The organism is Pseudoduganella violacea (genome assembly GCF_014191875.1).
GTDB classification, from domain to species: domain Bacteria; phylum Pseudomonadota; class Gammaproteobacteria; order Burkholderiales; family Burkholderiaceae_D; genus Rugamonas; species Rugamonas violacea_A.
Map to the genome: position 1 here is coordinate 88,243 of NZ_JACHXD010000017.1, position 13,165 is coordinate 101,407.

Genomic DNA, 13,165 nt, shown 5'->3' on the forward strand with positions numbered 1-13,165 from the left:
GCGCCGGCAAAGCGCCGGCGAAGCTGATCCCACTCTACAAGAGGAGGTCTGGAATGCTCAGATGAAGGGCCACTTGAGGATGCCCTTTGCATGCAGCACCGGGCGCGCGATCAGGTAGGCGAAGGAGAAGCCGAAGGCCAGCAAGCTGCTGGCTTCTCCCATGAAGGCAAGGAAGAGGCCCGCCACCAGGGACACCGCCACCAGCATCAGCAGCCAGACTTCGATGCTCATGAAGAGCGCCGCCGCCTCGCGCCAGACGCGCAGCGTCAGGGCACAGATTTCCTTGATGGTTTTGACTTCGTGACTCATGGGATTATCGACAATATTGCAGTAGGCCGGAAATGAAAAATCGCCGGCTAGCGGCGATTTGTTCAAGCCCGTCACTCTACCATAATTCACGCCGGCTCCAGACTTTTGAGATAGGCGCGGAACATGGCGTTCATCGCCTCGGCATAGGTTTCGACTTCCTCCGCCGTGCGCGGCGTTTCCGAGAACTGCTTGCCGACCGCACTCATCGTGGTGACGATCATATCCGTGGCGACGGCGCGCTCCGCCTCGTCCACGGACGGCAGCAGCTCGCGCATGAACAGGGCGATATTCTCTTCGCCCTCGGCTTTCGCCGCCTTGGCTTCCGGCGCGTCGCGGTACAGCGGCGCGGCATCATCCAGCGCGCGCCGCACCGCCGCCTCGTCGCATTCGGACTGGATGAAGGCATGCACCATGCGGCGCAGCCTTTCCAGCGGCGGCGTGGCGGCATCGCCGAGAATATCCCACAGCATGGCGCCGGTTTCCCGCCACTCGTCGCTCTGCAGGCGGAACAGGATGGAAGCCTTGTTCGGGAAGTACTGGTACACCGATCCGATACTGACGCCGGCGCGTTCCGCCACCCGCGTGGTGGTGAAGCGCCGCACACCCTCTTTCGCCAAAACCTGAATAGCCGCCTCCAGAATCGCCGCAACCAGCTCCGTGGAACGGGCCTGTTTCGGCTTTCTGCGCGAGGAGATCGGGGCGTTTTCGTGGTCGGTCATGGCGGGGTTCCGGAAAGCGAATATGAAACATGAAGGATTCTTCATATTATTACCTCTCCCAAAACAAAAGGAAATACCCTTATGACGACCCTGACCTCCGCTCCCCTGGCCACGCTGCTGAACCGCCTGTTCGAGGAAGCCGACACCGTGAATCCGATGGCCATTCCGGCCGTGGCGGAACTCTCCGAGGCGCAGTTGCAGCGCATGATGCAGAGTAAAACCGACTATGCCGATTTGTACGGCCGGCTGAAAGACGCCGCGCTGCCGGTGTCGCGCGCCACCGGCAGCCTGCTGTATATGCTGGCGCGCAGCATGCGCGCCCATGTGGTGGTGGAATTCGGCACCTCCTTCGGCATCTCCACCCTGCACCTGGCCGCCGCCCTGCGCGACAACGGCGGCGGCTTGCTGATCACCAGCGAATTCGAGCCATCCAAGGTGGCGCGGGCGCGGGAGAATCTGCAGGCGGGCGGGCTGGATGATCTGGTGGAAATCCGCGCCGGCGACGCGCTGCAAACCCTGGGCCGCGACCTGCCAGAAAAGATCGACCTGCTGCTGCTCGACGGCGCCAAGGCGCTGTATCCGGATATCCTGGATCTGGTGGAAAGCCGCTTGCGTCCGGGCGCGCTCATCGTCGCCGACAACGCCGACGACAGTCCCGCCTACCTGGAGCGTGTGCGCGCGCCGGCCAGCGGCTATCTGTCCACGCCGTTCGCCGAGGACGTCGAACTGTCGATCCGGCTGGGCTGACGGCGGCGCGGCCTAGCGCCAGGTCCGGGCCAGCACAAAAAGCGGCTCGGGCAACCCGCGCACGTCGCCCGGCGTGCCGGCGAAGACGCCACCGGCCTGCGGCTCGGGAGCCAGCAAGCCGGTGGCCGCGCTGCTGACGTAGAGCGTGTCCAGGTCCGGCCCGCCGAAGGCGGGACAGGTGGGCTGGCTGACCGGCAGGGGCAAGGTCCGCTCCACGCTGCCGTCCGGCGCATAGCGCACCACGCGCGCGGCGCCCCATTCCGCGTTCCACAGATAGCCGGCGGCGTCGGTGATGGAGCCATCCGGTTCGCCCGCCTCCGCATTTAGCCGGGTGAAAACGCGCGGATTGGCCGGCTGTCGGCCGTAGTCGCAGCAACAAATGACGCCGCACAGCGAGTCGCAGTAGTACATGGTGTCGCCGCCGGGACTGAAGCAGATGCTGTTGGCGATGGCCACGGGCGGCAAGGGCAGCTTCTCCAGCTGCAGGTCAGGGCCAAGCCGGTAAAAGCTGCCGATGGCCTCGCGCGGACTGGCTTCGTTCAGCGTGCCGAACACGAAGCGGCCCTGGCGGTCGCAGCGGCCGTCGTTCAGGCGGGTGGTGCCCAGTTCCGCCTCCACCGGCATAATGGGCGCGACCGCGCCGCTGGCCCAGTCGAACCAGGCCAGGCCGTGCTCCAGCCCCAACAGCAGGCGCTGCGGATCTTCCGTCAGGGCAAAGCAAGCTAAGCGCGCCGGCATCGGCCATTGCCGCAGCAAACCGCTGGCCGGCGCGTAGGCCCACAGTTCGCGCCCCAGGATATCGGTCCACAGCAGGCGGCCGCTGCGCCCGCACCAAAGAATGCATTCGCCTAGCGCATTGCGGGCGTCGACCGCCAGCTTCATTGCCCCTCCCAGGCTGCGATGAAGGCGCGCGCGCGGGCTTGCAGGACGGCCATCTGCATGCCAGGCTGGTACAGCTGGCCGCCGATGCCCAAGCCGGCGGCGCCGGCCTGGCGCCACCGCGCCGCATTGTCCAATCCGACGCCGCCCACCGGCCAGACCTGGGTGTCCGGCGGCAGCACGGTCAGCACCGACTTCAGTCCGGCCTGGCCCAGGCTCTCGGCGGGAAACCATTTCAGCGCGGCGGCGCCGGCCTCCAGCGCGGCCAACGCCTCGGTCGGCGTGGCAACGCCCGGCATGGCCTGCAGACCCAGCTCGCGGCAGCGCGCCAGCACGGCGGGGTTGACATTGGGCGCCACCATCAGTGCGCCGCCCGCCGCGTGCAGCGCGTCGGCATCGGCCGCATTGAGCACGGTGCCGCCGCCGATCAGCGCATGAGCGGGGCGCATGGATTGCAGGATGCGGATGGACTCCAGCGCTTGCGGGCGGTTGAGCGGCACTTCCAGCACGGCGAAGCCGGCATCGAACAAAACGTCCCCCACTTCACGCGCCTGGGCCGCCGGCAAGCCGCGCAAGATGGCGATCAAGGGGGGATAGCAATCGCGGATATCCATCACATCTGCTCCAGAAAACGTCCCAGCGCGGCGCAATGCGCTTGCGCGGCATCGATCCAGCTGCAATTGAAGCCCAGCGCCGCGCCCACGCTGGCATAGGTGGCGCACAGTTCCGGCGCGCCCAGCAGCTGCAGGCAGTGCTTGTCCATCTGCGGCCGCGCCGCAAATTCCGTCCCCACCAGCAGACCGCTGACATAGGAGTAGGTCTGCTGCGGGTCTGCCAGGCCGGCCACCGCGCGCGCGCGCGCCGCGAACAGGGCTTGCGTGAGTACGGGCTTTTGGGTCGCGCGCAGCGCCCCGGCCAGCAAGCCCTGGCCGCTGTGGCCGCCCATCATCAGCGGGGCCAGCGTGCCGCCCTGGCGCAGCAACGCAAACAGTTCGCCCGTCAGATAAGACACCAGATGCCGCACGCAGCCGTCGCCCAGCAGCACCCATTTGCTGTGCGTGCCGGGCAGCACGTACCAGCCGTCGCCATGGCCCAGGGCCAGGGCGCCCAGCAGCTGCGTTTCCTCGCCGCGCATCACATCGGCCTCGCCGCCGGCCAGCTGGCAATAGCCCGGCACCAGGAAGCAGGCGGCCGGTCCGTCCCGCAGCGGCACCAGCGACTGCGGCAGACGCTCCAGCGGCACGCTGCAATCGAGGTAAGCCACCTCCTGCCAGCCCTGGGCGCTGCCGATCGCGCCCGACATGACGATGGGCGTGCCGTCGGCAACCTGCATGGCGCGGCATAGCGCCTGCAGCGAGGCCGCATAACGGCCGCGCGCCGCCAGTGCGCCCTCCTCGTCCGCATAACGGCGCAGGCAGACGCCGCCCGCGCCGACCAGCCAGGCGCGCCGGTTGCTCGTGCCCCAGTCGATGCCGAGCAAGGCCGCTACCATGATGCGCCTCCGCCGCCGTCCATCTCAACTCCAGCCCGCGTCCACGATGTATTCCTGCGCCGTGCACATGGCGCCATCGTCGGCGGCCAGGAACAGCACCATGGCCGCGACGTCGGCCGGATTCAACCTGCCGCGCAGGCATTGGCTGCGCCGGATCTCCTCCACCGCCGCCGCATCGACCCATAGGGCCAGCTGGCGCTCCGTCATCACCCAGCCCGGCGACACCGTCACGATGCGGATGCCGTCCGCGCCCAGCTCGCGCGCCAGGCCGCGCGTCAGGCCGTGCACCGCCGCCTTGGCGCTGGCGTAAGCCGGATAGCCGGCGCTTTTGATATGCCAGCAGATCGAACTGAGATTGACGATGACGCCCGCGCCATGGCGGCGCATGGCCGGCGCCACGGCCTGGCAGGCGAAGAACATGGGGCGCAGATTGAGCGCCAGCAGGCGGTCCCAGTCGTCCGGCTGCAACTGCGCCAGCGTGTGGCGCTGGTCGTTGGCGGCGTTATTGACCAGCACTTCGATAGCGCCCAGCTGCGCCGCCACCGCGTCCATGGCGCCGGCCAGCGCCGCCAAATCGCCCAGGTCGCAGCCCAGGAACAAGGGCGGCGCGCCGCCCTCGCACGCCAGGCGCCGCACCAGTTCCTCGCCGGCGGCCTGCGCCACGTCCACGAAAGCGACCCGCGCGCCCTGGCGCGCAAAGGCCGACACCAGTTCCGCCCCGATGCCGGTGGCGCCGCCGGTCACGAAAACGCATTTGTCCCGCAGGCTGGGATAGCTGGCCAGGCGCGTTGCCATGACGGCCTCACATCTCGCCGGCCGCTGCCTGCACCGGTCCGCCGCCGCGCGCCGCCATCTGTTCGGCGACGCGTTTGCCGGCCAGGAAAGCATGGTCGGAGTTGTAGTACTCCCATTCGCTGTAGCGTCCCGCCAGCAGGATGTCGTGCCGCGCCAGCCAGTCGCGCACGATGTCCACATTGCGCGCGCGGCGGTGGTCGTACACCACATACGCCACGGGCAGGTCGAGCTGGTTGCTCAGCACCACGTCATCGTCGGCGCGGATGAAGCCGACGCGGATGGCGTCGTCGATGCAGCGCCGCACCAGCGCTTCGCCCTCCAGCGGCAAGGGCTTGCTGGGCGAATAGGAAATCTCGCAGGTAAAGCCGAAGGTGCCGGGCGGGCTGCATTCGCGGCTGGCGTTGCTCTGCACGAAGATGCGGTGGAAGATGGTGTCTTCCGGGTAGTAGATCCAGTGCTTGTCGCTCACATCGGCGCGCCGCACGCCCAGGTTCACGCAGCGCACCGAGACATGGCGCAGGCCGCGCGCGGCCAGCTGCACGCCGGGCGGCGCGGCCTCGCCGATCAGGCGTACCAGCTGCGGCAGCGGCATGGTGCTGGCCAGCTGGCCGTAGCGGAAGCGGCGCCCGTCGGCCAGCGCCACTATATGCTCAAGCGGCAGCACCTGCGCCACCTCCGCGTTCATTTCCAGCTGGCCGCGGAGATGCGGCAGGAAGCCGTTCATCAGCGCCTGGAAGCCGCCGCGGCGCGGATAGCCGAAGCGGGCGTTCGGTCCCATGGGGCGCGACACCGGACGCAGCGCCCCATCGATGATGTCGCTCAATTCCGGCAGGGGCACGCGCCCGCCCAGCCAGGACGTTTCCATCTCATCGAGTGGCACGGTCCACAGCTTGCGGTTGTAGGGAATGGCGAAATGGCGGGCGATGCCCTTGCCCCAGACCTGGTAGATGAACTGCTCAAAATTCTGGCTCTCGCCGGCGCGCGCCGGGGTGTTCGCGCCGGCCGCCGCCACGGCGCCGTCGGCGCAGCAATCCTCCACGTCATCAGCCAGCCCGCAGGCCGGCGCGCCGGCCTGGCCGTAGCGCGCCTCGATGGCGCCGAGGATGCACTCCTTGACCACTTCGGGTGGCAAGCCGTACAGCGCGCCCTGGAAGGGATAGCGCGTATACACCTGCTTGCTGTAGATCCAGGCCTCGCGCATCTGCCAATGCTGGTTCTCGCCCAGCAGCACATCGTACAGCTTGAGCACATAAGGGTCATTGGAAAACATGATATGGCCGGCATGGTCGAAGGTGAAGCCGTCCTGCTCGACGGAGCGGCACCAGCCGCCCACCGTGGCATTGCGCTCCAACAGCAGATTGCCCGGCCCCGCATGGTAGGCGGCCGACAAGCCGGTCGGCCCGGCGCCGATCACGATGCTGGCAAAGCGCGGCGGCGCCTGCGGCCGCAGCGGGTTGACGCTGGCGCCCTCGCCGCCCTTGGCCGGCGCATCCGGTTCGCGCTCCGCCTGCGGCGCGGCCACGCCATGCGCGCGCGGCGGCGGGGCCGCCATCAGTGCCACCATGCGCGCCACCGTGCTTTCCCAGGAGGTGGCGGCCACCACTTCACCCATGCGCGCCGCCATGTCGGCGCGCTGCGCCGCATCCTGCGCCAGCGCCGCCTCGCAGTGGCTGAGGAATTCCGCATGGCTATGGCCGATGGCGACCAGGCCGCCGAAGGGCTGTTCGACATCGCGGATGGCGGTGCTGACGATGGGCAGCCGCGCCGCCATATATTCCAGCACCTTGGTCGGGCTGATGAAGCGGGTGGCCTCGTTCAGCGCAAACGGCAGCAGGCAGACGTCCCAGCCGGCCAGGAAATGCGGCAAGGCCTGGTAGGGCTGCTGGCCGAGGTAATGCACATTCTGCCGCTGCGGCAGCGCGGCTGGATCGATTTTCACGATGGGGCCGACCAGCACGATCTGCCACTCGGGATGGGCGTCGGCCAGCACCGCGATCAGGGCGGCATCGAAGCGCTCGTCGATCACGCCGTAAAAACCCAGGCGCGGCCGCGGCAATTGCTGGTGCAGCGGATGGCTGTTGCCGCGGTCCAGCGCCTGCTCGAAATGCACGGCGTCGACGCTGGACGGGAAGCAGTGGGCGCTGGCGTGGCGCGCGCGCTTGGCCTCGTACAGGCTGGGACCGCCGGTAAACACCAGATCGGCCACGTTCAGCAAGGCCGCTTCGCGCTGCAGCAGCTGGCGCGGCGCATTGGCGAAAGCGCTCAGCTCATCCATGCAGTCGTAGACCACCAGGGAGGGACGCAGGGCTTGCAGCAGCGGCAAGGCCATCGGCGTGTAAAACCAGGCCAGCACCTCGCCGCCGTCCGGCGCCAGGGCCGCGATGAGCGGCCGCAACATGGGAATCTGCTCGTCATGAAAGCCGGGCGCGGCCACCGGGGTATGCGGCTGGCACACCGTGACATTGGGCGCCGGCTGCGAGCACACCATGCGCGGCGCCCCGGTCTCATACACGGGTTCTTCGACAAAGAGCACGTGGTAGTGCTGCGCTAGCCGCGTCATCAGATGCTGCGGCCGCTGATAGACGAAGTCCCAGCGCAGGTGGCAAAACACAATCAGGGTTGGCATGGAGTTCTCCTCAAGTTCGCCGCACAGACGGTCTGTCAGGCGTATTGCTGCACGCAGCGCGGCGGCGTACGGCGCGCATAACAGGCGCTCGCCGTCCGGGGCGACATCCCACAGGCCGCTGCGGTGCCAATGGTCGGCGTTGTCCCAGTCGGGACGGTCGATCGCGGGGTACAGGCAGACGCCGTTGAGCGCGGCGCCATGCTGGCGCGCCAGCGCGGCCTGCTGCGCCATCTCGGCGATCCAGGCGCCGCGCCCGCTGCCCACGTGGCTGGTTTCGGCCAGCAGCACGGGACGGTCATAGCGCCGCTGCAGATCGAGCAGGATCTGGTGCAGCGGACGGCGGCGCGGATCGGCCAGATGCCACCACAGCCGCAGATTGCTGCCGCTTTCCCACTGGTTGCTGTGGTAGTAGTTGCCGCCCACCAGATCGAGGTAGCGCGGCTGCCCGCCCAGCTCGGGTTCGACGCGGCCGCACAGCATGTCCCAGGCTTCGAACTGGGAAGCGGTCCAGCCGGCCGCCTGCACCGCCCAGTCGGGCCGGTCGTCCGGGGCGATGACGTGGATCAGCGGATCGCATTGCAGGAAGCGCGCGCCGGGCGCCACCTCGCGGATGGCGTCGCAGCCGGCGATGCTGGCGCGCACCAGCTGGCGCTTGCCCAGTGCGCCCGCCTGTTCGTGGTACATATTCCGGCAATGGAACATGTGCACCGACAAGCCCCAGGCGGTAAACGAGATCTCGTTGACCGGGGAATAAACCGGTTCCTCGCCCAGATAGCGCGCCAGAAAACGGGCGGCGGCGCGGCAAAAGCGCGCAAAGCGCGGCACGAAGTCGGGACCGAAAATATCCACGTCGGCCGGCCAGCCGTAATGGCAGAAAGTCCAGCATTGCTGCAGTCCCCACATGCGCGCCGCTTCCAGGCGCGGCAGCAGCAGGCTGAAGTCGAATTGGCCGCCCTGCTCCACCAGGCGCCAGCCGATCGATTCGCGCACCGTGCGGATGCCGAACTGGGCCAGCATGGCGTAGTCGGCGTGGGCGCGCTGCAGGTGGCCGGTGGCGCGGTTCATGTCCAGCGCCTGCCCGGCGTGGTTGACATGGTCGGCGCCTTCATAGCCGGCCTGCCAGAACGAGGTAAAGGGTGCGCTGGACGGCGGCATCGGATTCTCCGCTCACTGCGGGACATTGCGCGTGGCCGCGCTGATCTGGGCCAGCGGCAGCTTGGGCGTGCGGTCGGCCTGCAGCAAGCCGTTCACTTCCTGGAAGGTATCGGCGAACTGGGTATAGCAAAAGCCGCTGAACATCAGGGTTTCGTTGACCACCTTGAGCAGGTTGCGGTATTGCTGCAGCAAGCCGGGCGCCGTGCTGACGCGGGCATAGCCCCAGGTTGGCGCGTCGCCAACCTGGGGATCGAAGGCGATGCCGCCGAATTCGGTCAGCACGACCGGCTGGCCGCGATGCGGAAAACCGTCCAAGGTCAGCAGCCGCCCGCCCGGCCGGCGCTGGTCGAACAGCGTGCGCACCGGATCGCTCACCTCATAGCGCTGGCGCAGGCGTTCCGGATCGGCATCGTAGTCGTGGATGCCGAGGATGTCGGTGGCCGAAGCTTCCCAGCCGTCGTTGCCGATCACAGGCCGGGTCGAATCGAGCATGCGGGTCAGGTGGTAGAGCGCCTCGACCGCGTTGCGGTGGGCCTGGATCGCCGTCAGGTTCGGCACGCCCCAGGATTCGTTGAACGGCACCCAGACGATGATGCAGGGGTGACTGTAGTCGCGCTCGATGGCCTCGGTCCATTCCTTCAGCAGGCGCGTCATGGCGCGCGCGCTGAAGGCATAGGCGGACGGCATCTCTTCCCACACCAGCAGGCCCAGACGGTCGGCCCAGTACAGATAGCGCGGATCTTCGATCTTCTGGTGCTTGCGCACGCCGTTGAAGCCCATGGCCTTGGTCAGTTCCACATCGGTGCGCAAGGCGTCGTCGCTGGGCGCGGTCATCAGGCTGTGCGGCCAGTAACCCTGGTCCAGCACCAGGCGCAAGGGATAGGGCCGGCCGTTGAGCATGAAGCGGTCGCGGTTGATGGCGGCCGAGCGCAGCGCCGTGTAGGAGCGCACCCGGTCCAGTACCTTGCCGCCGCCATACAGCGTCAGTTCGGCGTCGAGCAGGATGGGACGCTCCGGACTCCACAGCAGCTCATTGCGCGAATCGTCGATGCCGGGATCGGACAGCACGATCTTGCGGTTGGCCTCCTGTCCCACCAGCAGATAGCGGTCGGCGGCCAGCAGCTTGTCGCCATGCCGGATCTTCACCTCCACGGTCAGATCCTGGCGCACCGCGCCGCCGGCCAGCACTTCGCACCCCAGTTCATAGCCTTCGAAAATCGGGGTCCAGCGCAGCCGCGCCAGATAGGTGTCGGCCAGCGGTTCCAGCCACACCGTCTGCCAGATGCCGCTGGTGCGCGGGTACCAGATCGAGTGCGGTTCCAGTTGCCAATCCTGCTTGCCGCGCGGCTTGGCCAGATCGGCCGGATCGTCCTCGGCCTGCACCACCAGCACCTGCTCGGCACCGGCCAGCAGCACATCCGTGACGTCGGCGGCAAACGCGGTATGGCCGCCCTCATGCTCGGCCACCAGATGGCCGTTGAGCCACACCCTGGCGCAATAATCGACGGCGCCGAAGTGCAGCATGGTGCGCTCGCCGCGGTGCGCCAGCGTGAAGCGGCGCCGGTACCAGCAGATGGGATGGTAGCCGGTATCGCCGATGCCGCTCAGGCTGCACTCGGGCGCGAACGGCACCGCGATGCGGCGCGACCACGGGATCGGATCGCTGGGCAGGCGGTAGCGCCGTTCGGGATCGAATTCAAACTCCCAGGCGCCGTTCAGCGACTGCCACGCATCGCGCACGAGCTGCGGCCGCGGATACTCGAACTGGCTCATCGTATTCTTCTCGCAGGAAGGGAAAAAGACGAAGACCATCGTAACAGCGCACCCGGCGCGAGGCGCTTACGATACGGCGCAGCAATGCTAAAAGAGCGGCGGAAAAGGCCCGCTGTTGATGGCCCCCAATTGGCGCCGCCCGTTCGGGCTGGCCAGCACGCGCTTGATGATGGCGGACGGCACGCGCTGCTGCTGCAGGTACAGCAATGCCGCCGCCGGTCCGGCGATGGCCTGCACCGCCAGGCCGTGATCGATGGACGCCGCGGTGTGCACATCGCGCCGCTGATTGCTGTAGTCATGCATCGCCATGGTCATCTCCATCCGCGCACCGGCGCAAAAAAAACTTGTCAATTCATGCTAGTCCGCCCGGCGGCAAATGCCAAGCCGCGGCGCGCCGCCGGGGACGCTGCTAGCGCCGGTTCAACAGGGCGCCTGCCGCCAGGCCGACGCAGAAGGCGCCGTACACCAGCGCCAGCGAAGGACGCGACAAGCGCTGTTCGAAACCGGGCCGCAGGCGCGGCGGCGTCAACTGGAAATCGGTGACGCAGGCCACCGCGGTGGCGGCGCCGGCCAGCGCCAGCGTGCGCGCCGCCTGCTGCTTTGCCAGCTGCGCCTTGCAGCTGCGCTCGAACAGCGCGGCCCAAAACATGGAACTGGCGTGGTGGATCAGATAGCCGGCCAGCGTGTGCTTGAGCGTAGGCCGGTCCTGGCGCACGGCCTGGTCGCCCCACAGCCAGTGGCTGATGGCGTTTACGCCGGCAAACATGCTGCCGCTTTCGCGCCGGCCGCATAGGGCCAGCGCCGCGGCCGATGCCAGGCTGGCCAGCGCGCCGGGCAGCGCCGCCTGTTTGAGTGTGGTATTCCAGGAGTCCATGGCGATTTTCCTTTTTCGTGTAATGTCCAACGGAGGAGGAAGTGAAAATGGTCGTCCTGCTGACCGGCGCCACCGGCTTCATCGGCGCCCATCTCGCGCAAGCCTTGCTGGACAAAGGCCACCGCGTGCTGGCGGCGGGGCGGCGCGCCTGCAGCGACCCGCGCATCGGCTTTATCGCCGCCGACTTTGCCCACGATACCGAAAAAGCCGTATGGGCGGCGCGCCTGAAAGGCATCGACGCCGTCATCAATACCGTCGGCATCTTCCGCGAGCATGGCGCGCAGCGCTTCGCCGCCCTGCACCGCGACGCCCCTTGCGCCCTGTTCGCCGCCTGCGCCGATGAAGGCGTGGCGCTGGTGCTGCACGTTTCCGCCCTGGGCGCGGATGCCGGCGCGCAAAGCGCCTATCACCGCAGCAAGAAAGCGGGCGACGATTGCCTGGCGCGCCTGCCGCTGCGCGCCTGCATCCTGCAACCCTCGCTGGTGTACGGCGCCGACGGCGCCAGCGCCCGCCAATTCCGCATGCTGGCCACCCTGCCCTGCGCCGTGCGCTTCGGCACCGCCGCGCAACTGGTGCAGCCCGTGCACATCGACGATGTGGCCGCCGCCGTCTGCGCCCTGCTCGAGCTGCCGCCGGCGCAGGAGGTGCCGCCGCGCCTGGCCCTGGCCGGCCCGCAACCGATGCCGTTCCCGGCCTATCTGGCACAGCTGCGCCAAGCCATGGGACTGGGCCGGCAGCCTGTGCTGCGCCTGCCCACGCCGCTGGCGCATGCATTGGCGCGCGGCGCGGCCCTGCTGCCGGGCAGCCTGCTCGACCCCGAAGCCTTGCGCATGCTGGAACGCGGCAATTGCGCCGATCCGGCGCCGCTGGCATGTCTGCTGGGCCGGCCGCCACGGCCGGTGCGCAGCTTCATCGCGCAGCCGTACCAGGCGCGGCGCGACGCCCAGCTCGACTGGCTGCTGCCGCTGCTGCGCCTGTCCCTGGCTCTGCTGTGGATCTGGACCGCCATCGTGTCGGCCTGGCTCTACCCGGCCGCCGCCAGCTATGCGCTGCTGGAGCGTAGCGGCGTGCCGGCGGCACTGGCGCCGCTGCTGCTGTACGGCGCGGCGGCGCTCGACCTGCTGTTCGGCCTGGCCTGCCTGGCGCTGCCGCGCCGCTGGCGTCCCCGGCTCTGGCTGGCGCAGGCGGGGCTGATCGTCTTCTACAGCCTGGTGATCCTGCTGCGCCTGCCCGAATTCCTGTTCCACCCCTACGGGCCGCTGAGCAAGAACCTGCCCATCCTGGCGCTGTTGGTGTTGCTGTACCAGCTGGAGAAAAAATGATGGACTACCTGCTGCTGAAATGGCTGCACATCCTGTCGGCCACCCTGCTGTTCGGCACCGGCATCGGCTCGGCCTGGTACTTGCTGCTGACGGTGCTGAGCCGGGATGTGGCGGCGATTGCCGTCGTCAGCCGCATCCTCGTCATGACCGACTGGCTGTTTACCGGCCTTACCATGCTGTTCCAGCCAGCCAGCGGCTTTTACCTGGCGCATCTGGCGGGCTATCCCCTGCACAGCCGCTGGCTGCTCTGGTCGATCGGCCTGTTCCTGCTGGCCCTGTTGTGCTGGCTGCCCGTGGTGTGGATTCAGATGCGTCTGCGCGACCTGGCGCTGGCCGCCGCGCGCGAACACGCCCCCTTGCCGCCGCGCTTCTGGCCTTACTTCCGCTGCTGGATTGCGCTCGGCGTGCCCGCGCTGGCCGCCTTCCTGGCGGTGTTCTACCTGATGGTGGCCAAGCCCGCCTAAAGCACGGGCC

Annotated in this window: 13 protein-coding genes; 3 read left to right on the forward strand and 10 right to left on the reverse strand. The window is 68.2% G+C overall.

Annotated features, from left to right (window positions below; translation table 11 throughout):
- Positions 1 to 57: 57 nt before the first annotated feature.
- Together FHS03_RS22935 and FHS03_RS22940 are read right to left on the reverse strand one after the other, a co-directional pair.
- Positions 58 to 309 carry a hypothetical protein gene (locus FHS03_RS22935; RefSeq protein WP_183443243.1) on the reverse strand — a complete coding sequence of 84 codons (252 nt, stop codon included), beginning with the start codon at positions 307 to 309 and terminating at the stop codon, positions 58 to 60.
- Positions 310 to 395: 86 nt separating this feature from the next.
- Entirely contained in the window at positions 396 to 1,073 is a 678-nt protein-coding gene (locus tag FHS03_RS22940; RefSeq protein WP_371871760.1) for a TetR/AcrR family transcriptional regulator, read from the reverse strand.
- 36 nt (positions 1,074 to 1,109) lie between these two features.
- On the opposite strand from FHS03_RS22940, the gene FHS03_RS22945 reads away from it, so the two are divergent.
- Complete coding sequence (locus FHS03_RS22945) at positions 1,110 to 1,775, forward strand: O-methyltransferase (protein ID WP_183443245.1); 666 nt, start codon at positions 1,110 to 1,112, stop codon at positions 1,773 to 1,775.
- 12 nt (positions 1,776 to 1,787) lie between these two features.
- Here the strand turns inward: FHS03_RS22945 and FHS03_RS22950 are convergent, their stop codons facing one another.
- From FHS03_RS22950 to FHS03_RS22985, 8 genes are all read right to left on the reverse strand, one after another.
- Complete coding sequence (locus FHS03_RS22950; protein WP_183443246.1) at positions 1,788 to 2,657, reverse strand: SMP-30/gluconolactonase/LRE family protein; 870 nt, start codon at positions 2,655 to 2,657, stop codon at positions 1,788 to 1,790.
- On the reverse strand, positions 2,654 to 3,268 hold the full coding sequence (locus tag FHS03_RS22955; RefSeq protein WP_183443247.1) for a 2-dehydro-3-deoxy-6-phosphogalactonate aldolase: 615 nt from the start codon (positions 3,266 to 3,268) through the stop codon (positions 2,654 to 2,656). Before FHS03_RS22955 ends, FHS03_RS22950 begins: the two co-directional genes overlap by 4 nt.
- Positions 3,268 to 4,146 (reverse strand): 2-dehydro-3-deoxygalactonokinase, encoded by an 879-nt coding sequence (locus FHS03_RS22960; protein WP_183443248.1) that lies wholly within the window; start codon positions 4,144 to 4,146, stop codon positions 3,268 to 3,270. The genes FHS03_RS22955 and FHS03_RS22960 overlap by 1 nt, the downstream gene beginning before the upstream one ends.
- Positions 4,147 to 4,170: 24 nt before the next feature.
- Positions 4,171 to 4,941 carry an SDR family NAD(P)-dependent oxidoreductase gene (locus FHS03_RS22965; RefSeq protein ID WP_183443249.1) on the reverse strand — a complete coding sequence of 257 codons (771 nt, stop codon included), beginning with the start codon at positions 4,939 to 4,941 and terminating at the stop codon, positions 4,171 to 4,173.
- A gap of 7 nt (positions 4,942 to 4,948) precedes the next feature.
- A complete protein-coding gene (locus FHS03_RS22970; protein WP_183443250.1) occupies positions 4,949 to 8,722 on the reverse strand; it encodes an NAD(P)-binding protein in 3,774 nt (1,257 codons plus the stop codon).
- Between the two features lie 12 nt (positions 8,723 to 8,734).
- The gene (locus tag FHS03_RS22975) at positions 8,735 to 10,495 is read right to left on the reverse strand and encodes a glycoside hydrolase family 2 protein (RefSeq protein ID WP_183443251.1); all 1,761 of its coding nucleotides are present in this window, start codon (positions 10,493 to 10,495) and stop codon (positions 8,735 to 8,737) included.
- An 87-nt stretch (positions 10,496 to 10,582) separates the two neighbouring features.
- Positions 10,583 to 10,804, reverse strand: a complete 222-nt coding sequence (locus FHS03_RS22980) for a hypothetical protein (RefSeq protein ID WP_183443252.1) — start codon at positions 10,802 to 10,804, stop codon at positions 10,583 to 10,585.
- Between the two features lie 100 nt (positions 10,805 to 10,904).
- Positions 10,905 to 11,369: a hypothetical protein gene (locus FHS03_RS22985; RefSeq protein ID WP_183443253.1), complete on the reverse strand. Its 465-nt coding sequence runs from the start codon at positions 11,367 to 11,369 to the stop codon at positions 10,905 to 10,907.
- 47 nt (positions 11,370 to 11,416) lie between these two features.
- Between FHS03_RS22985 and FHS03_RS22990 the strand changes: the two genes are divergently transcribed.
- Together FHS03_RS22990 and FHS03_RS22995 are read left to right on the forward strand one after the other, a co-directional pair.
- On the forward strand, positions 11,417 to 12,691 hold the full coding sequence (locus FHS03_RS22990; RefSeq protein WP_183443288.1) for an SDR family oxidoreductase: 1,275 nt from the start codon (positions 11,417 to 11,419) through the stop codon (positions 12,689 to 12,691).
- Positions 12,691 to 13,155, forward strand: coding sequence for a DUF2269 family protein (locus FHS03_RS22995; protein WP_183443289.1), 465 nt, complete (start codon positions 12,691 to 12,693; stop codon positions 13,153 to 13,155). The genes FHS03_RS22990 and FHS03_RS22995 overlap by 1 nt, the downstream gene beginning before the upstream one ends.
- Positions 13,156 to 13,165: the final 10 nt, after the last annotated feature.

Bases quoted from the DNA above. Each gene is read 5' to 3' on its own strand.
- FHS03_RS22990 (WP_183443288.1), top strand. From the start codon at position 11,417: ATGGTCGTCCTGCTGACCGGCGCCACCGGCTTCATCGGCGCCCATCTC.
- FHS03_RS22995 (WP_183443289.1), top strand. From the start codon at position 12,691: ATGGACTACCTGCTGCTGAAATGGCTGCACATCCTGTCGGCCACCCTG.
- FHS03_RS22945 (WP_183443245.1), top strand. From the start codon at position 1,110: ATGACGACCCTGACCTCCGCTCCCCTGGCCACGCTGCTGAACCGCCTG.
- FHS03_RS22935 (WP_183443243.1), bottom strand. From the start codon at position 309: ATGAGTCACGAAGTCAAAACCATCAAGGAAATCTGTGCCCTGACGCTG.
- FHS03_RS22940 (WP_371871760.1), bottom strand. From the start codon at position 1,073: ATGAAGAATCCTTCATGTTTCATATTCGCTTTCCGGAACCCCGCCATG.
- FHS03_RS22955 (WP_183443247.1), bottom strand. From the start codon at position 3,268: ATGGATATCCGCGATTGCTATCCCCCCTTGATCGCCATCTTGCGCGGC.
- FHS03_RS22970 (WP_183443250.1), bottom strand. From the start codon at position 8,722: ATGCCGCCGTCCAGCGCACCCTTTACCTCGTTCTGGCAGGCCGGCTAT.
- FHS03_RS22965 (WP_183443249.1), bottom strand. From the start codon at position 4,941: ATGGCAACGCGCCTGGCCAGCTATCCCAGCCTGCGGGACAAATGCGTT.
- FHS03_RS22960 (WP_183443248.1), bottom strand. From the start codon at position 4,146: ATGGTAGCGGCCTTGCTCGGCATCGACTGGGGCACGAGCAACCGGCGC.
- FHS03_RS22985 (WP_183443253.1), bottom strand. From the start codon at position 11,369: ATGGACTCCTGGAATACCACACTCAAACAGGCGGCGCTGCCCGGCGCG.
- FHS03_RS22980 (WP_183443252.1), bottom strand. From the start codon at position 10,804: ATGGCGATGCATGACTACAGCAATCAGCGGCGCGATGTGCACACCGCG.
- FHS03_RS22975 (WP_183443251.1), bottom strand. From the start codon at position 10,495: ATGAGCCAGTTCGAGTATCCGCGGCCGCAGCTCGTGCGCGATGCGTGG.
- FHS03_RS22950 (WP_183443246.1), bottom strand. From the start codon at position 2,657: ATGAAGCTGGCGGTCGACGCCCGCAATGCGCTAGGCGAATGCATTCTT.